We start from the raw sequence: 17,436 nt of genomic DNA, 5'->3' as shown, positions 1-17,436 counted from the left end.
CTATGATGACAAAATTGTCGATCGAGCACAGGTATCAGAAGCTTGTCGAAAAGTTGCTTTTCAAGTCAGCGGAAGAGGTAACCCTTATTGACCTGACGCATCTTAACGCCGAAGCCGACGTTTTTCTTATCGCCACAGCCAACTCGGACGTCCACATGCGGACCCTTCTCAATGTCGTCGAAGAGACCTTAGATGCCGAGGGGACATCCTATGTCGTCGAAGGCCGCAACAGTTCTCTCTGGGGGCTGATTGATACGGGCAAGCTTGTCGTCCACATCTTCAGCAAACGTGGCCGCGATTTTTATCGAATCGAGAGCATCTGGGGCGACGCTCCGACAACCGTCTTCGCCGACTGAGACCGGGCTTACGCAGTCAACCACAGAAGCCCGGCAGAGCAGAAGCAGAAGACCTTCACGCCTCACCAAGATCTCGGGCCTCCGGACAGAGAGAGATCTCTCTGAGACGGAGGTCTTTTGCTTGGCGTTTCTTCCCGCCCTTCATTTCTATCGTGTCCTATAATGTATCTTATGTTGCTTTCGGCATTCCGGCCGGTCGGCTTCTGCCGACGGACACAACTTCTGCGCCACCCAAAAAGAAGGGGCCTTCATGGCCCCTTCTTTTTGGGTGGCGATACTTATGGGCCTTGGTCAACGTCCCTCAAGCAAGAGCAGACAGCGATTCCCTGAGAATAGCCAGGAAAGAATCGCTCTTGAGCGAAGCCCCGCCGACCAGAGCTCCGTCGATATCGGGCCGTGCCATCAATCCGGCGCTGTTTTCCGCTTTTACGCTCCCGCCGTAAAGAACGCGAAGGCTTTCGGCACCTTCGGCACCGAGTTGATCGCCAACAACCGACCGCAGGAAATGACACACTTCCTGTGCATCGTCATCGCTGGCTGTCTTGCCCGTTCCGATGGCCCAGACCGGTTCATAGGCAACGACAACATCTTGGCCTAGGCGATGGGCGGGGACACTCTCAAGCCCCTTCAACAGCTGGCGCCGAACCACCGTAAACGTCTCTCCTCGCTCTCTCTCCGCCAGAGTTTCGCCTACGCAGAGAACAGGACGGAGGGAAGTGGCCAACAACGCACGCACTTTCAGGTTCGTCATCTCGTCCGTTTCACCGAAAAGGTGACGTCTTTCGCTGTGGCCGACGAGGCAGTAGCGACAACCGCTCTCCTCCACCATCGCTGGAGAGATCTCGCCCGTGAAAGCCCCGTGAGTCTCCCAGTGAACCGTCTGGGCACCGAGGGAAAAACCGCGAGGGGCCTCCTCTAGAGCAAAGGCTGCAACGTAAAGGCTGGTAAAGGGAGGAAAAAGAGCCACTTCCAGACGGCTGCGGCCTAGGGCTTCCCGAAAGGGAGGCTGCCTCAGAGAGGCCATAAACTCGCGAAAAAATTGCTCCGTCTCCCCCGCCGTCATATGCATTTTCCAATTACCTGCAATCAACATTTTACGCATGGAATCACATCCCCGCAGAGTGGTCTCGACAGCTCCCCAGTCAAAGGAGAAAGGGCTCGACGCCGGGGAGCATTTTACCCTCAAAAAACTCCAAGCTTGCTCCCCCGCCCGTAGAGACGTGGGAAACGCGGTCACCGAAACCGAGCCGATTGACAGCTGCCGCCGTATCTCCACCACCAATGACGGTAAAACCTCCCTGGGAGGTCACCTCACCGAGTACCTCACAGAGACGCCGCGTTCCCTCCGCGAAGGGTTCCATTTCAAAGACACCCATAGGACCATTCCAGAGGACGGTCTTCGCCCGGCGGAGCACCTCGACGAAGCGCTCCGCCGTTGCAGGCCCGATATCGAGCCCCATGGCGTTTAACGGTATTTCGTCGACGCTCACCGTCCAGGACTTGGCCTGGGCCGAAAACTCTTCTGTCACGACCACGTCCTCAGGCAGCAGGAGCGACACACCTCTTGCCTTCGCTTTAGCCACCATCTCCGCAGCAAAAGAAAGTTTTTCTTTCTCGCATAGGGACCGGCCAATCGGCAAGCCTTTGGCCTCAAGGAAAGTGAAGGCCATCCCGCCGCCGACCAGGACAGCGTCAACTTTTTCCAGAAGGTTCTCTATGACGCCGATCTTGTCAGAGACCTTGGCTCCGCCGAGGATAAGCACGTAGGGAGCAACCGGGTTGTCCCTGACCTGGCTCAGAGCCTCGACCTCCCGCACGAGAAGAGGTCCGGCGACAGAAGGGAGAAAATCGACAACGCCACGCGTGGAGGCATGGGCCCTGTGAGCGGCGCTGAAAGCGTCCATGACGAAAAGTTCGAAGCCGGAAGCCAGCGATTCGGCAAAGACAGGGTCGTTCTTCTCTTCTTCTTGATGAAAGCGCAGGTTCTCAAGGACAACGATGCCGCCAGGCTCCAGACGGTCCAGAGCTGAAGCGACAACGATCCCCTGACAATCCTCAGCGAAGGAGACGGGCCACCCCGTTATTTCCGACAACCTCTGGGCCACTGGGAAGAGGGAGAATTCGGCAACGCTCTTTCCCTTTGGACGCCCCAGATGAGAACAGAGAGCGATACGGGCTCCTCTTGCGCGCAAATCATTGAGAACGGGAAGATGCGCGAGGAGTCTCGTATCATCCGCGACCCGCCCCTCCTCCATCGGCACGTTGAGGTCGGCGCGGAGAAGAACTCTTTTTCCCCGGAGGTCACCGCCGTACTCGGCGAGCGCCCGCAGCCTCATCGTGCTCTATAGCCCCTTTCGGATCATGAAGTTGATAAGATCGACGATGCGGCAGCTGTAGCCCCATTCATTGTCGTACCAGGAGAGAACTTTAACGAGATTGCCCACAGCCATTGTCTGCTGGGGGGCAAAAATCGACGAGTGACTGTCACCCACGAAATCCATGGAAACAAGACTGGCCGGCTCATAGGCCAAGATACCCTTCATGGGCCCGTCGGCCCACTTTTTGACGGCTTCGTTCACTTCCATAACGGAAACGTCGCGCGAGAGCTGCGCAACAAGATCGACGACAGAGACATCGGCTGTGGGTACCCTCAGCGCAAGACCGTTCAGCTTCCCCTCGAGTCCCTCGACGACTTTAAAAACGGCCTTGGCCGCTCCCGTCGAAGTGGGGATGATGGAAAGCGCCGCGGCACGACCACGAGCAAGGTCTTTGTGAGGGAAATCGAGGACTTGCTGGTCGTTCGTGTAGGAGTGAGCTGTCGTCATAAGCCCCTTCTCGATGCCGAACTCTTCCTGAAGGACCTTCACTACAGGTGCGAGACAGTTTGTCGTACAAGAGGCATTGGAGACGATAAAGTGTTTTGAGGGATCATAATCGCCCTCATTGACGCCCATGACGATCGTCACGTCTTCTTTTTTAGCTGGAGCCGAAATAAGGACTCTTTTGGCCCCCGCTTCAAGGTGAGCCTTAGCCTTCTCTGCATCGGTGAAACGACCTGTCGACTCGACGACCAGATCCACGCCAAGCTCTTTCCATGGCAGCTTCATCGGATCAGGTTCGGCAACAACTTGGATGGAATGACCATTCACAACGAGGCAATTCCCCTCCACAGAGACATCCCCTGGGAAACGGCGGTGAACGGAATCATACTTAAAGAGATATCCCAGGGTTTCAGGGGAAGTTAAATCGTTGATGGCGACGACATCGAAAAGAGCTTCCCTATCGTACTGAAAAACGGAGCGGAGAGTGAGGCGGCCGATCCTTCCGAAACCGTTGATAGCGACCTTGAGTTTGTTCATGACAACTCCTCCTTGCTTTGGCTACTGCTGAAAGTCGAGGACTTCACCACAGAGACCGGGGCACAGCAAATGCCATGCCCCGCCCTCTAGCGCACCGTAATGGGGAAAAGAGACTGCCCAGAATGCGAATCCATTATAGCAGGAAACCTAAAGGCGATCAAACTCAAGAAGATCTTCATCAAGAACCCGAAGAAGCTCTCCGACGCTGAGGGCTGAAAGGAAATCACCATGGGGGTTATAAGGCATGGTCCCGTCGAAAAATTCAGCCACACCGCCAAGACAGCCTCGACTCAGATGAGAGACGAAAGGTCTTGTGAAAGTTAGCGCTATATCTGGTCTTTTCGGATAGTAGCGCATGAAAGCACTGATGAATTGGCCGAGCAACCAAGGCCAAGCCATACCGCGATAGCGTGCCTTGAGGCGTTGGTCTGACCGCCCCTCAAACCGCCCCTTGAAGTGATCGTCTCGCGGATCAAGGCTACGAAGACCGAAAGTCGTATAGAGATGATTCCAGCAATTTTGCAAAACAGCTACCCCCTTATCAGGAGATAGGGCCGTATAAGGCAAGGAAATCGCAAAAATTTGATTTGGCCTAATTGTTTTTTCTTGATAACCACCATCTACCCAATCGCATAAAAAAGCACCATCCACATTCCAAAAAACGTCCAACAACGAAGACGCTACTTGTTTGGCATTATTTGAATAAAACAACGCAGAAGATTTATCGTCAAGCTCCAATGAAAACATTTCCATAGTTTTCAAGGCGTTATAAAAAAAAGCATTAGATTCAATCAGGTATCCCTTTCTGTTCACGATATATTGATTATTTATTTTAGAATTCATCCAATCAGAACGATAATTATTGTCAATTAACCTAAGGAGACCCGAATCATCTTGAGTTAAACCTATTCTATCGTTTTCTTCAAAATAATTATCCATAAAAGACTTTATTTCATTCCAATTAAGCTTTATTTTATCAATAGATCCTACTTTATCTACGTATTTACCCAATGAATAGACAAGAACAAGCCCCGCATCCCCTGACGGACTTGCATGAGATTTTTCATCAACTGAAAGCGGCACTACTCCATTATTCGCCTTTGACAATCCAATCCACTTATCAAATATTTTATCAGCTATTTCTATTTTATCAGAAGAAAGAAGAAGGCCAGGCAAAGACATAAAAGTATTAAAAGAATTCTCTTGGAAAGACGGATAGCCAGAAATTATTGAATAAATGCCGTTTTCTTTATGAATTAGACAAGACGCAGAGGACATTAAATCTCTCGTAAGGTCGTTGAGCGTTTTGCCTCTTAGGTTATAGGATGATTTATTCACTGAAAGCCTTGTTTTGTTTTCTATTTTTCTAATCGAATCAAAATCTAGGTTTATTTCATTTTTTGATACAATAAAACTGAAAGCTTTGCCTTCTGTTGCTTTTATTGAAAAGTAGCCAGCTGACCAATATTTATCTACAAAAGAATCCCCTTCAAGCTCATCTTTGTCGTATATAATATTTTCATATGTCTTGTTTGATCCGCTCCAAACGCCAGATGTTATATTCAAAAAAGTCGAAGTCATATCCGATGATATCATTAGATTATCATGTATTTGGAATACTTGGAAATTCCTATCTTGAGAAGATGCTATTTTTAAATCCACTTCTCTGTGAGCCATGAGTGGCCTTATCTCTATCTCAATAGCGTTAGGTGAAGAAATAATTTCATAATTGACTAGTAGCACATCAGAGTCTGGCGGCATTAAAATAGTTTTCTTAATCATTACGCTATGTATGACATACAAAAATACGGGGAAGGGATTTGTATAAAATTCCTGCAAATAACGATATCCTTCAGGGAAAACAGAATTTAAATATTTATTTGTAGATAAATTATATTTTTTACCGTCAATATTAATTATTTCTTCAATTTTTGCGACATGAACCAGCAATTTAGATTTTACATTGTCAAAAGAAACGTATAATCCATGATTTTTCCTGGTGTTGGCTCCAATTATAGTGTTAAATGAATAATTTTTATTTCCATTGCTAATAAAATACTCTCTGTCTGCGCCTTTTTCATATGAGTTAATATCAGGTTTTCCAAGGTACATTATATGAGCCTCCTCTTTCGATCTCCATGAGGATATCCTCTATCTTTTTCCACCTGTATTCTACTGTGCTTTTACTGATGGGATTTTGCAATGATTGTCCTAATTCGCGTAAAGTTGCGCTAGGATTGCTCAATCTAGCTATTATTACTTCTTTTAGGGGATGAGGAAGCATATCTCCAATACCTAACTCCTCTATTTTTGAAGCTAATTCCAATTGCTGCCTTGAAGCATTTATTGACCTTTTTATATTAGAAGAATCGCAGTTAACTATCTTATTAGCAAAATTACGCATAGATCTAAATATTATTCTTTCTTGGACCGCCATGGATGTTTTTGTTAAATTAACATCAGACAAAAATTCAAGAATAGAATCTTGATTTCTGAGCGAAAACTCATACCCACCCAACCTATTTCTTGAATTAAAATTTAAATTAAAATTATTAAATATATTTTTTATGGATTCTAGCTGGCTGTTCGAATTGTTTAACCTAAAAACAAGGTAATATCCATTTTTAGGCTTAAACAAAGAACCGCAGGGCCCCCATAAGCCACGAAGCCAAGCCATTGATCTTTTGCTATTTGGTCTGCTTATTTGCATGTTAAGTAAATTTTGTATTTCTTTTGTTCTCTTGATAAAAATTCGCCCTCTAAGAGATTTGGGAAGTATGAGCAAATTAGCAAGATCAATTTTAGATGTACCCGTAGATAAGGACCAAATTTTTCTTATTCTTTGAAACACAGCAATTCGACTGGTTGTTAATAAACTGCCTTCTCTGTTGTTTGAAATTTGATTCATTCCTTGCAATAATCCAGCCATTTCAGCCTCGACATCTTCAACTGAATCTGGAATAGTAGATAACCATTCATCCCACAGTAAAATATCTATTCTGCCCAAGGTATTTCCCCATTTTTTCTTGTTAAGTTGATTAAGGCTTCAGAAAGTCTAATTGGGTGATGTCTTACTGATTTATCGTCTATTATATTTAAAAAATTATTTTTTATTATAGCGCAATGCATAGTCTTGAATGCAATTTCCTGTTCATCAGTTATGATGATTGGATCGGCTTTGTCATTTTTATATATTTTTTTTATTTTTTCAGGTATAGATGTGTCGTTTACCAATAAGAAATTAGGCGTAATGCCAGATAATTTTTCAATCCATCTCACATGGTCAAGCAGGGTAAATCCTTCAGTTTCTCCTGGCTGAGTCATGAGGTTTGCAACATAAACAATTGGAACTGACGAATTTATTATTATTTCAGAAAAACCAGGGACAAGCAAGTTAGGCAAAACACTAGTAAAAAGGCTACCTGGACCCAAAACAATTAAATCTGATTCAGATATTATTGAACTAATTTCTTCGTGCAAGGAAGAATCACCAGGTTCCAGCCACAGATCGATTAGTTTAGATCCGTGACTTGAAATATCGAGTTCTCCTTGTACTTTTTCGCCGTTTTGTAGCTTTCCAGCCAGCATGACCTTTTCATTTGTAACAGGAATAACTCTTCCTCTAATAGCTAGCAATTGATTCATTTCTTCTATCGCTGTTGCAAAGTCGCCGCATAATTCTGTCATTGCCAACATCATAAGGTTTCCCAAGCTATGACCCTTTAGTTCTCCCCTATCAAATCTAAAATTCAATATCTTATTAAGGGCATTATCGTCTTTTGCTAAAGCCACGAGACAGTTTCTTATATCGCCAGGTGGAAGCATTCCCCATTCCATCCTAAGCCTTCCAGAACTTCCTCCTTCATCAGTTACCGTTACAATTGCTGTTATATTATTAGTAAATAGCTTAAGTCCAGAAAGCAACGTAGATAGCCCCGTACCGCCACCAACAACAACTATCTTAGGACCTAAAAATAAATTATTGTCTATTTTTATTTTACTTATAACTGAAAAATTTTTATTCGATCTTATTGCTAAAGAAACACATGAAGCCAATATAGAACCTAAAATCATACCAAAAACAAAAATAAGCGTCCTATCCACTCATACTCCTCCCTCGGTCTCCATGTCTTTTTGTAGATCCCGATGACGTGAGGTGACAGTGGCGCTCTCCATAGCATCAGCAAGCCATTGTGTCATTGCAACAGAACGATGCCGACCTCCGGTACAACCGATCGCTATATGTACCTGCATTTTCCCTATCTTCTTATATTCAGGAATAATAAAATCTAACAAATTTTTAATTCTTTCAAAGAGGCCAATAGTCACATCAAATCCTCTAAGGTAGTTCTGTATTTGAATATCAAGTCCCGATAACATCCTAAGATTACTAATATAATATGGATTCGGCAAAGATCTAACATCAAACAAAAAATCAACATCCTGAGGAGATCCATACTTAAATCCAAATGAAGTTAGTATAATAGAAAAAGAAGAGCTTGCAAGTCCTAATCGAGACAAAATATCCGACCTAAATTCTCTAACTGTAAGTCCGGACGTATCAATCACAATATCAGAAAGCTCTTTTACCGGCAAAAGCATTTTTCTTTCATTTTTAATTCCGTCTATTAAAGATTTCCCGTCAGATAACGGATGTTTTCTTCTTGTTGCTTCAAATCTCCTTATTAGCATTTGATTTGAAGCATCAATAAAGACAACGGTCACATAGATGCCTCGACTGCGAAGGAGCGTCACAATTCTTTCAAAATCAACTAAAAAGGGTTCGCCTCGCACATCAATCACAGCAGCAACACCGGAGTTCCTAGCAGAGCGATGTTGAGAAAGTATTTCGATAAGATCTGTCAACAAACGCGGAGGGATATTATCAATGGCAAAAAATCCCTGATCTTCCAACATATGAAGTGCTGTTGATTTTCCGCCTCCGGACATGCCGGTGAGAATGACGCATCGTTCCACGGAAACATTGCTCTCGGTCATGTCCTTCACCACACTCCTAACGATGCCGCCTGCTTTCGCCACACTCCCCCGCCCATCCGCAGAGCGTCTCAACGGCATGTCTCAAGATGGGAGCAACAGCCGCAAAGCACTCCTTCGCTCCGCGCTCACTCCCGGGGAGAGCCACGATCAAGGCATCACGGTAGGTAGCGGCGAGACCGCGACTGAGAAAAGCCGTAGCTTTGGATGAAGCTGTTTTTGAACGCATGGCTTCCCCGATACCGGGGATCACTCGATCTGTCAGGGACAGAACAGCCTCAGGCGTAACATCCCGCCTGGAAACGCCTGTCCCGCCTGTCAGCAAAATCAAATTAGAGCCTGCTTCGGTCCACTCAACAATCTTAGATCTGATAATCTCTTTTTCATCCGGCACAATGGCCCTATTCTGAAAAATTGACCCTATGTCAGATAACATATCAATTAATGCAGGGCCTGAACGGTCTTCTCTTTCTCCTCTACTTCCCTTGTCGCTAACAGTCAGGACGGAAGACATTATTGGTCGCCACAGTGATATTGATTGGCAAACAGAAATAAAACCAGGCCTTATTACTTTAACAAAAAAACCTTCAGCACAAGAATGGACAGACAACAAAGGGTCACCCTCAGGAAACGCCAAAAAATAACCATCAAATAAAACTAAATTTTTCTTAACAGTTATAACAAGTCCTTCTGTTACGTCAGGCATTGCGTCACCGCTATTTTTAATATATATATCCATATCCTTGCCGTTTACAGATGTTTTTCCTGAAGATTTTTTATGAAGATATGAAATACCAAAATCGCCACTACCAATAGAATGTATCCTGTTTATTCTCATTACACTACCTCTCGCTCTATGTATTCATATTCACCGCTTTTCCCACCGCTTTTTTTAAGCAAATGTATGCTATTGATAACCATACCCTTATCTATTCCCTTGCACATATCATAAATAGTCAAGGCAGCAACAGAAACAGCTGTTAAAGCTTCCATTTCTATCCCTGTTACTTCTTTTGCAATAACTTTCGATCTTATTGTTATTTCGTTATCTTCTCTACGCAAAAAGCATTTAACTTCCAGGAAATCGATATTAATTGGGTGACAAAGGGGTATAAGCTGAGGCGTTTTTTTTGCAGCTTGAATTCCAGCTATTTCCGCTACGACAAATACATTACCCTTGGCTATTTGGTTGTTGGCAATAGCATTGGCTATAGATGAAGGCAATAAGATAATAGCCTCCGCTTCGGCTTTTCGTAAAGTTTTTTCTTTATCGCTAACATCCACCATGCAGGGATGGCCACTCATATCTACATGAGAGAAAGAATTCATAAATTACCCTCCAATTTGAGACATATGCTTTCCTGATTTATTTAAATTCTTCCAGCAAACGGGTTTTAAATTGATACTCCTATGTATTGATTTTATTATTTCGTTATAATTTCTATTTCTAATATAATCTCGAAGCGGAATGACCTCATCGCTAAAAAGACAAGGCTTTAATTCACCCAAGGCAGTAACTCTTAATCTATTACATGAAGAACAAAAATGATGAGAAACAGCAGAAATAACCCCTATTTTTTGGTTATATCTATGATTTACATAGTATTTAGCAGGTCCATCAAAATAATTAGCTTTTTCTTCCTGAAGAACCCAATTATCGTAAAATTTTAGCCTCTCTACAATTTCATCGGATGAAATAAATCCTCCTTCGTCCCAAACATCTTTATCAAGGGGCATAAATTCTATAAAACGCAAAATTAATCCATATTCTCGAGCAAAAGAAATTAGTTCCGGCATCTCCTGGTCATTAAACCCTCTTATTAAAACACAATTTAATTTTATGGGGATTTGAGATATTTTTGAAAAATAAATTATTCCCTTCTTGACAACATCTAAATCTCCGTAGCGCGTTATTTTTTGAAATTTATAGTTATCCAAAGTATCCAAACTTATATTAATGCTTTTTAAGCTTATTTTATTGATTTCATGTGCTGTTTCCATTAAAAAAGAACCGTTAGTGCTTAGTGCTATATTGACTCCATCCAAGCGATTTTGTGCTTCTTTCAGGAAAGCAATCATTCCCTTACGCACAAATGGTTCTCCACCTGTAAAACGTATTTTCTTTATGCCAACATCTCTGAAAATTTCACATAAATAAAGTATTTCTTCGTATGTCATAATAAGATCGTGATCAATAAAAGGAACACCCTCTTCAGGCATGCAGTACACGCATCTAAAGTTACATCGATCCGTCAAGGAAATTCGTACATACGAAATTTCTCGTCCTAATCTGTCTTTCAACAAATCCATCGATAACCACCTATTTTATCAATTTCAGCCCTCCATTGTTGGTCTTCGAGGGCTTCAAGAAAAGCAACTATACCTGGATGATCATGACATTCTTCTGGATAGACAATCTCATAAGGTTCCTCGGTTATCGGCAGAAAATCAAGATCCATCGCTTCAGCCGCCATTTTTATCCCCAGGGCCACGTCGGCCAAACCGTATGCAACACGGCTTGCCGCATCGAGATGAGTGATGCACTGCCGGTCATAACCCTTAACGAAGGAGGGGGCAATGTTTTTTTCGGTTAAGAGGTAGTCGAGAAGGACGCGAGTACCCGCTCCCGGCTGACGATTGACGATGGATAGATCCGGCCGGGCAAGATCTTCGACGGAAGAGATGCCCTTGGGGTTGCCTTTCGCCACGATCAGACCTTGCTGACGGAAGAAGAGCTGTCGACGTCTCCATTGCGCGTTACCTCGGAAGCGGACAATGTAACTGTCGTTGTAACTTTGCGTCTCCGGGTCGATAAGATGGCAGGCAGCAAGGTGACATTCCCCCCGGGAAAGGGCCGCAAGACCGCCGACACTCCCTACGGAGCGCATCACCATATCGCAGCCTAGACGGCGAATCGGAGAAATAAGCCGTTCCACAGCCGGGTCGTTGGAACCCTGAAAAAGAATCCGTCGCTCCAGGGAAATTTCTTTCGATTTATGCAGAAGGATTTTCATACCCTTAGGGCATTCGAGTTTTTCCTCCGCGATGATGGCAACTCCATCCGCTTCGGACATGGCCCGCATGGAACTGGCTCCTCCGGGAAGAGGCCAAACGATCGTTTTACCTCTGATCTGGATCATTTGACAGCGAAGCCATTCCTCTACTCCAGGCGGAGAGGAATGAGCGAAAAGAAGCTCACCCTCCTCGGATCCAAACGAGCCCAGGGCTCGGGAAAGGGCTTTTTCCTCTTCGGCGGGAAGACCTTGAAGGTGAGCGAGGAGCGGAAAGACAATCCCCATGGCAACCACGACCGAGGACATGGGAAAACCGGGGAGGCAAAGAACGGGCTTACCCTTTATCCGCGCAGCCATGGCCGGTCTTCCCGGACGCGTCCGGACCCACCGGAAGAGGAGATCGCCCAGAGAAGAGAAGACCTCCGCTGTATAGTCCTTTTTGCCTTTGGCCGACCCCGCTCCCACAAGAAGGAGGTCGTAAGCATCCATGTTTTTTTCGAGCGCTTGTCTTAACCTAGCAGGATCATCGGGAATGATATCGCCAACCGTCAAAGGGAAACCCCATCTGGAAAAAAGTCCTCTCAGTAAAATCGAGTTTGTCTCGGGGACTGTTCCAGCCGGTAGAGGCCCCTCGTAGGAAACAGGGAGAATTTCGTCTCCCGTCGGGAGGTAAAGCGTCCGAGGCAGAGCCCTAATCAACAACCCTTCAACACCCGCGGCGCGCAGGAGGGCTTGGTGCTGAGGCGTCACGACATCGCCTTCTCGGGCAATAATCTGACCTCGCATCACATCATCTCCGGGAGGACGAACATTCGCACCTACGGTGATGGCTTTTGAGACGAGCAGTTCCGAACCGTCAAGGGAGGTGTCTTCGACCATCACGACGGCATCGAAAGAGGGTTCGACAAGACCTCCTGTGTTGACCCATTGACACGTTTCGAGAGAAAGACGCACAGGCCTGGCCGGAGAGGCTCCTGCCGTCATCGTCGCACGGAGAGCATACCCGTCGACGGCAGAGGCGCGATAATGAGGGATATTTCTCAGTGCCGTCACGTCCTCCAACAGGGCTCGCCCAAGGGAGGCCTCTACCGCTGTTCGCTCACGCATTGGAACGAGAGGAGCGATGGATTCCCGCAGATACCGGAGAGCCACCGTCATGCTAACGTGCTGCAGACTCTTTACAGCGGCCAAAGCTCGACCTCCTCTCCTTTTCGGATCGTTTCCGTATTCTGGGGCAACCGAATCAAATGGGTGGCTGACCGGAGAGCACCGACAAAACCGGATTTGGCCGTCAAAGGAACAGCCCGCCCACTACGGACAGCGCCGGGCAAAAACTCCTCAAGACCAGCCCGACCGAAAATATCGGCTCCCGCTTCCATGATCGACGAAGCCTGTGTCTCTTCGGAGCCGACGAGGCGAAGCAGCAAGGGCTTAAGTACGGCAAGGGCGACAATGGCACAGGAAAGAGGGTGTCCAGGAAGACCTAGAAGGAGTTTTCGGGGATTGAGGGAACCGGCCAGCAAGGTCGGTTTTCCCGGAGAGAGATTCAAGCCTCGGACCAGAAGGCCTGGAGAGGGCACTTTACTGAAAATTTGAGAGACATGATCACGAATACTGACGGAAGAGCCCCCGCTGACGAGCAGAACATCGCACTGCGTCTGTGCCGAGGCTATAGCCTCGCTGAGGTCTTCTTCCTTGTCGCTGACGATCCCGAAACTTACGGGATAAAAGCCTTCCTTTCGGAGCAGGGCGGACAAAAACCAACTGTTCGCATCGCGAATGCAGCCAGGAGGCAATTTTTCAACCGCCATGTCAACGACCTCATCGCCGGTGCTTATGATGCCAACGGTGACTCTGAGGCAGGGAACACGGGAAATTCCGAGGGCAGCCAACAGCCCAAGGGCACGATGGTCGAGAAGGTCTCCCCGGCGCCCCACGACAGCTCCGGCCAGAAGTTCCTCTCCCTCGGGCATCACGTTTTCTCCCGCTTGGACCGAAGCCCTGATCTCGACGAGGCCGACGGACGCCTCCACATCTTCCAGCATGACGACGGCATCGGAGCCAACCGGGAGAACACCTCCGGTGTGAATCAGAGAGGCCTCTCGGATTCCGAGGCGAAAGGCCGGGCACTGCCCCATTGGAACCTCTTCCCCTAGGTCAAGGAAGACTGGGGCCGAAGGGCTTGCGCCGACGACATCATCGGAAAGAACGGCATAGCCGTCGCGAAGGCTTCTGGAAAAAGGGGGAAAAGATTCCGGTGAGCGGATATCCCGGGCCAACCTGCGGCCGAAAGCGTCTCCGAGAGAGACGTTCTCCTCCTCCGAATACCACGGAAAGGAGAGGGCATAGGAGACCCTCTCCACAGCTTCATCGCGATTGGCCAGCTCTTCGACAAATCCCGACATGGGATCCACCCGACCTCCTTATGACCCTTGACGTTCCCCCAGGCTAAAGAGAGACGACAAGCGTCGGATACCCCTGTGCTTTAAGAGTTACCGACTTCTTTTCGGCCTCCTGTCGCGTCGCTCCTGCGACGACACGGACGCGATAATAGAGCCTCCCTCCCACGCTCGCCTTGACGACGACGACCGATTCTCCTGAAGAACGAAGCTTGGCTGCCAGACTTTCCGCAGCGGAGGGAGCGGTAAAGGCCCCTACCTGCACACCCCAACCGCCTTTCGGCGCAGAGGAAGCCGAAGGCGGGGAGTTGAGCGGCGGCGCCGGTGGAGATTGAGCGGGTTTTGCCACCGTCGTGGGCTGTGCTTTGGGCTGGGTCTTGGGTTGTGCCTGCTGTTGCTGAGGAGCAGGAAGAGCCGCCTTCGGCGATGAGAGAGACGCCTCCCCTGCCGAGACAGGAACCGCGACCACCGCCGTTTTCAGCGTAGCCGGAGTTTCCGAAAACGCGGCAGGCTCTTCCTGCTCGGCAGGTAACGAAGGGACGGAGGGCGTTGCGGGGACGATCCGCTCCGAGGAGACGGAAGAATGGGAGGGGAGAAAGAAAAGTCGAATGCCCAAGATGAGTATGCCCAGGGCAACAACGCCGACGATGGGGAGCATAAGCTGTCCAAAGGGGAAAAGAGGCCTCTTCTCTTTGTATCGTCGTGTCCTTCGATCATTCAAGGTGTTTCACCTCCCTTTGGGAAACGGCAAGGCATCCGGACCTCCCAAACGGTCAAGACCTCACGTCTTTGTCTTGCGACGCCGAACGACGGCAGGTTCATCGAATTTATCGGCGGGAACCCCGGACAGACGGAAAAGATCTTCCTCCGGAGCCGCTTTGACTTCAGCCTCTTCCAGCTCGACCGTCGCCCTCTTTCGCCGAGAAGAAGAGGCCAGCGTCCCTCGGCCTTCGACGCCGGGATGCTGGTTATCCACGGAGAATCCCGTGGCGATGACGGTGATCCGGATGGAATCTTCCATCTGCTCGTCGAGAGCGCTGCCCCAGATGACTGTCGCGTCCTCGTCCGTTGCCTCGTTGATGATGGCTGCGACTTGGTTGATCTCGTGAATACCCACACTGGGACCGCCTGCGACGTTAAACAACACGCCCTTAGCCCCGGTCATGGGTTTTTCCATAAGCGGACTATTAAGAGCTGCCTTGGCGGCCTCTTCAGCCCGCTTCTCTCCTTTGGCAACTCCGATCCCCATGATGGCTGAACCGGCATTGCTCATCACCGTACGGACATCGGCGAAATCGACGTTGACGATACCGGGGTTGAGGATGAGGTCCGTGACGCCTTGAACGGCCTGTCTGAGCACGTCATCAGCCATCTTGAAACTTTCCAACAAGCTCATTTTTGCGTCCGAAAGCTGCAGCAGACGGTCGTTGGGGATGACAATCAGGGCATCAACTTTATCCTTCAGATTAGCGATACCGATCTCCGCCTGCTTGATCCGTCGATTGCCCTCGAAATAGAAAGGCCGCGTCACGACAGCCACGACAAGAGCGCCCATTTCTTTGGCCGCCTCGGCGATGACGGGAGTCGCTCCCGTTCCTGTTCCGCCGCCCATGCCTGCCGTGAGAAAAACCATGTCAGCGCCCTCCATGGCGTCTTTGAGCAGGTCCATGGATTCCTTGGCAGCCTTAAGGCCTATTTCGGGATTGGCACCGGCTCCCAATCCTTTCGTAAGTCCTTCCCCTAGAATGATACGGCATGACGCTTCCGAATGTTCCAGCTGGGCGACATCGGTGTTGGCGGCGACAAAATCGACGCCGACAACGCCACTGCGAATGATGTGATTCAGGGCATTATTGCCTCCCCCTCCCACACCGACAACTTTAATGCACTCTCGGAACTTGCGGTCGCCCTTATCGATGGCAAATGTCTCCTGCATCCTGTTCCCCTCCTGAAAAGCCGGAAACGACTTTTAGAAAAGTTCGCGGAAGGATTTCTTCAGGGTTTCCGTGAATCGCTTGATGGCCCCATCAGCCTCCCGGCTGTCCGCGACAAACTTCGTAAACGTTTTTTTAACTGAGCTCGGCCCCACATGATCTGGGCGATCCTGAAGGAGAGAGGATGACGGTTCCAGGTAGCGATAGGGCTTCAGCTCCTTCTGCAAGACGTAACGGATCACTCCTGCGGAGGCAGCGAATTCAGCCCCATTCCTTCCCGGTGGCATGCGTCCGGCGTCAAGAGGGGGAGCCGTCCGCACGGGCAAATCAAGCACATCGGAGACAAAAGCGTCGATTCCGCCTGTTTTTGCGACGCCACCAGCGAGAACGATGCCGGCAGGGAACATCGTCAGGCCCGACTTGCTCAATTCCTTGCCGACGAGAGTTTCAAATATTTCCTCGACCCTGCAGCCGACGATCTCCGCCACTTGGCCAACGGTGAAAGAGACTTTCTGGCCGCGGACATCCAGGTCCAGAAGATCCTCAAGAGATCCCTCCTCCTCGTCGAGGGCAACCTCGCGCTTGAGCGCTTCGGCCTTGCTCGTGGGAATCTTCAGGACACAGGCAAGATCATTGGTGATGTGATCTCCTCCGACGGGAATGACCGAAAGGCGACGAGGCCGTCCCTCACTATAGACGGCAATACCCGTCGTTCCCCCGCCAACATCGACGACGGCAGCTCCAGAGTGGGCCTCTTCCGTCGAGAGGGCCCCCATGGCCGCAGCAAGCGGCTTCAGGACCAGTCCGTCAACAATAAGACCGGCTTTTTCAACGCAGTTGATCACGTTCTGAATCGTCGATGTCGGGACAATAAGAGACTGCAACTCCAACTCGAGCCTTGACCCCGTCATTCCCAAAGGATCGTCGATCCCGCTGTGTCCGTCGAGGCAGAAATCCACAGGGATGGCATGCAAAACGCTGTGATTCGAGGCTATGTCCAGTTCGGACTGGGCCACTTCAATGGCCCGCTCCACATCCCCTTCCAGAACCGGCCGAGGCGTCCGCCCCAGAGAAACCATTCCGCGAGTGAGGACACTTTGTACGTCGGTTCCGCTGAAAGCGACGGTCACATGCCGGAAAGAGAGCCCCACCATATGGCGCGCGTCATCGACGGCACTTCGAACGGAGTTGACAGCCTGCTCAAGGTTGACGATGAGGCCTTTCCTGACGCCGTAGGACGGCGCCTGTCCGACGCCGATTATCTGCGCCTCTCCCGTGCGCTCATCGCGTTCCGCCACGACGACGGCAACTTTGCTGGTGCCAAGATCTAGCCCCACGAGGAGCTCTGGCTCTGCCTTCACGTGTCACTCGCTCCCTTC

General features: G+C 48.8%; 16 protein-coding genes. 1 reads left to right on the top strand and 15 read right to left on the bottom strand.

What is annotated here, in order from left to right; all coding sequences use genetic code 11:
* Positions 1 to 5 precede the first annotated feature (5 nt).
* Positions 6 to 356 (top strand): ribosome silencing factor, encoded by a 351-nt coding sequence (rsfS, locus tag KAR29_RS06810; protein ID WP_274374838.1) that lies wholly within the window; start codon positions 6 to 8, stop codon positions 354 to 356.
* Positions 357 to 657: 301 nt separating this feature from the next.
* Here rsfS and tpiA read toward each other — a convergent pair whose 3' ends face one another.
* The 15 genes from tpiA to ftsA form a co-directional block, all read right to left on the bottom strand.
* Positions 658 to 1,458: a triose-phosphate isomerase gene (gene tpiA / locus KAR29_RS06805; RefSeq protein WP_274374837.1), complete on the bottom strand. Its 801-nt coding sequence runs from the start codon at positions 1,456 to 1,458 to the stop codon at positions 658 to 660.
* A 40-nt stretch (positions 1,459 to 1,498) separates the two neighbouring features.
* Positions 1,499 to 2,692 (bottom strand): phosphoglycerate kinase, encoded by a 1,194-nt coding sequence (locus KAR29_RS06800; RefSeq protein WP_274374836.1) that lies wholly within the window; start codon positions 2,690 to 2,692, stop codon positions 1,499 to 1,501.
* 6 nt (positions 2,693 to 2,698) lie between these two features.
* On the bottom strand, positions 2,699 to 3,715 hold the full coding sequence (gene gap, locus KAR29_RS06795; protein WP_274374835.1) for a type I glyceraldehyde-3-phosphate dehydrogenase: 1,017 nt from the start codon (positions 3,713 to 3,715) through the stop codon (positions 2,699 to 2,701).
* Between the two features lie 147 nt (positions 3,716 to 3,862).
* Positions 3,863 to 5,827 carry an amylo-alpha-1,6-glucosidase gene (locus KAR29_RS06790; RefSeq protein ID WP_274374834.1) on the bottom strand — a complete coding sequence of 655 codons (1,965 nt, stop codon included), beginning with the start codon at positions 5,825 to 5,827 and terminating at the stop codon, positions 3,863 to 3,865.
* On the bottom strand, positions 5,808 to 6,722 hold the full coding sequence (gene whiA / locus KAR29_RS06785; protein ID WP_274374833.1) for a DNA-binding protein WhiA: 915 nt from the start codon (positions 6,720 to 6,722) through the stop codon (positions 5,808 to 5,810). The genes KAR29_RS06790 and whiA overlap by 20 nt, the downstream gene beginning before the upstream one ends.
* On the bottom strand, positions 6,710 to 7,819 hold the full coding sequence (locus KAR29_RS06780) for a gluconeogenesis factor YvcK family protein (protein ID WP_274374832.1): 1,110 nt from the start codon (positions 7,817 to 7,819) through the stop codon (positions 6,710 to 6,712). The genes whiA and KAR29_RS06780 overlap by 13 nt, the downstream gene beginning before the upstream one ends.
* On the bottom strand, positions 7,820 to 8,713 hold the full coding sequence (rapZ, locus tag KAR29_RS06775; RefSeq protein ID WP_274374831.1) for an RNase adapter RapZ: 894 nt from the start codon (positions 8,711 to 8,713) through the stop codon (positions 7,820 to 7,822).
* Between the two features lie 16 nt (positions 8,714 to 8,729).
* Positions 8,730 to 9,548, bottom strand: coding sequence for a MogA/MoaB family molybdenum cofactor biosynthesis protein (locus KAR29_RS06770; RefSeq protein ID WP_274374830.1), 819 nt, complete (start codon positions 9,546 to 9,548; stop codon positions 8,730 to 8,732).
* Positions 9,548 to 10,039 (bottom strand): cyclic pyranopterin monophosphate synthase MoaC, encoded by a 492-nt coding sequence (gene moaC, locus KAR29_RS06765; RefSeq protein ID WP_274374829.1) that lies wholly within the window; start codon positions 10,037 to 10,039, stop codon positions 9,548 to 9,550. The genes KAR29_RS06770 and moaC overlap by 1 nt, the downstream gene beginning before the upstream one ends.
* Before the next feature lie 3 nt (positions 10,040 to 10,042).
* Positions 10,043 to 11,020 carry a GTP 3',8-cyclase MoaA gene (gene moaA, locus KAR29_RS06760; protein WP_274374828.1) on the bottom strand — a complete coding sequence of 326 codons (978 nt, stop codon included), beginning with the start codon at positions 11,018 to 11,020 and terminating at the stop codon, positions 10,043 to 10,045.
* On the bottom strand, positions 11,008 to 12,882 hold the full coding sequence (locus KAR29_RS06755) for a substrate-binding domain-containing protein (protein WP_274374931.1): 1,875 nt from the start codon (positions 12,880 to 12,882) through the stop codon (positions 11,008 to 11,010). Before KAR29_RS06755 ends, moaA begins: the two co-directional genes overlap by 13 nt.
* 20 nt (positions 12,883 to 12,902) lie before the next feature.
* Positions 12,903 to 14,129 (bottom strand): molybdopterin molybdotransferase MoeA, encoded by a 1,227-nt coding sequence (locus tag KAR29_RS06750; RefSeq protein WP_274374827.1) that lies wholly within the window; start codon positions 14,127 to 14,129, stop codon positions 12,903 to 12,905.
* 43 nt (positions 14,130 to 14,172) lie between these two features.
* The gene (locus KAR29_RS06745) at positions 14,173 to 14,844 is read right to left on the bottom strand and encodes an SPOR domain-containing protein (protein ID WP_274374826.1); all 672 of its coding nucleotides are present in this window, start codon (positions 14,842 to 14,844) and stop codon (positions 14,173 to 14,175) included.
* Positions 14,845 to 14,904: 60 nt separating this feature from the next.
* Complete coding sequence (gene ftsZ, locus KAR29_RS06740) at positions 14,905 to 16,059, bottom strand: cell division protein FtsZ (protein WP_274374825.1); 1,155 nt, start codon at positions 16,057 to 16,059, stop codon at positions 14,905 to 14,907.
* A gap of 33 nt (positions 16,060 to 16,092) precedes the next feature.
* The gene (gene ftsA / locus KAR29_RS06735; RefSeq protein WP_274374824.1) at positions 16,093 to 17,418 is read right to left on the bottom strand and encodes a cell division protein FtsA; all 1,326 of its coding nucleotides are present in this window, start codon (positions 17,416 to 17,418) and stop codon (positions 16,093 to 16,095) included.
* Between the last annotated feature and the right edge of the window lie 18 nt (positions 17,419 to 17,436).

Origin of the sequence: Aminithiophilus ramosus, from assembly GCF_018069705.1 — a bacterium.
Classification (GTDB): Bacteria; Synergistota; Synergistia; order Synergistales; family Aminithiophilaceae; genus Aminithiophilus; species Aminithiophilus ramosus.
This window is presented reverse-complemented; position numbering and strand designations above follow the sequence as displayed.

Coding starts and splice junctions, on each gene's coding strand:
- rsfS (WP_274374838.1), top strand. CDS start 6: ATGACAAAATTGTCGATCGAGCACAGGTATCAGAAGCTTGTCGAAAAG.
- tpiA (WP_274374837.1), bottom strand. CDS start 1,458: ATGCGTAAAATGTTGATTGCAGGTAATTGGAAAATGCATATGACGGCG.
- KAR29_RS06800 (WP_274374836.1), bottom strand. CDS start 2,692: ATGAGGCTGCGGGCGCTCGCCGAGTACGGCGGTGACCTCCGGGGAAAA.
- gap (WP_274374835.1), bottom strand. CDS start 3,715: ATGAACAAACTCAAGGTCGCTATCAACGGTTTCGGAAGGATCGGCCGC.
- KAR29_RS06790 (WP_274374834.1), bottom strand. CDS start 5,827: ATGTACCTTGGAAAACCTGATATTAACTCATATGAAAAAGGCGCAGAC.
- rapZ (WP_274374831.1), bottom strand. CDS start 8,713: ATGACCGAGAGCAATGTTTCCGTGGAACGATGCGTCATTCTCACCGGC.
- KAR29_RS06770 (WP_274374830.1), bottom strand. CDS start 9,548: ATGAGAATAAACAGGATACATTCTATTGGTAGTGGCGATTTTGGTATT.
- moaC (WP_274374829.1), bottom strand. CDS start 10,039: ATGAATTCTTTCTCTCATGTAGATATGAGTGGCCATCCCTGCATGGTG.
- moaA (WP_274374828.1), bottom strand. CDS start 11,020: ATGGATTTGTTGAAAGACAGATTAGGACGAGAAATTTCGTATGTACGA.
- KAR29_RS06755 (WP_274374931.1), bottom strand. CDS start 12,882: ATGACGGTGGCTCTCCGGTATCTGCGGGAATCCATCGCTCCTCTCGTT.
- KAR29_RS06750 (WP_274374827.1), bottom strand. CDS start 14,129: ATGTCGGGATTTGTCGAAGAGCTGGCCAATCGCGATGAAGCTGTGGAG.
- ftsZ (WP_274374825.1), bottom strand. CDS start 16,059: ATGCAGGAGACATTTGCCATCGATAAGGGCGACCGCAAGTTCCGAGAG.